This is a genomic window from Carboxydothermus islandicus, assembly GCF_001950325.1.
In the GTDB taxonomy this organism is placed as follows: domain Bacteria; phylum Bacillota; class Z-2901; order Carboxydothermales; family Carboxydothermaceae; genus Carboxydothermus; species Carboxydothermus islandicus.
In genome coordinates this window covers 1-304 of sequence record NZ_BDJL01000061.1, presented here as the reverse complement: position 1 = coordinate 304, position 304 = coordinate 1, and the positions used below count along the sequence as shown (strand labels likewise).

1 protein-coding gene is annotated in these 304 nt (G+C 36.8%); it reads right to left on the bottom strand.

What is annotated here, in order from left to right; translation table 11 throughout:
* On the bottom strand, positions 1 to 304 hold a 304-nt coding region (locus tag ciss_RS09010), incomplete at both ends, for a transposase zinc-binding domain-containing protein (protein WP_174574972.1).

Here is a 304-nt window from a genome sequence, read left to right as displayed (position 1 = left end):
CTTTTCTACCCATTTCTCTATGTATATTTTTCCGCATCGATTGCAAAATCTGCTTTTGCACGTAAACCCTACTCTCTTTTTCTCTTTCCCGTTACATTTTACACATACATATTCCACATAACCATACTGAGGATCTCCACATCTCATTGCTTTTTCTACAGCTTCTATTACACTTTCTCTCATGTCTTTGGGAATCTTTTCCCCATACACTCGGAAAAATTCTTCCCAGTGTTCCCTTAATATATCTACTATTTTTATCGTTTGTTTCTTTTCCTTCTTCTCCCGTCTCCTCATACTTCTACCT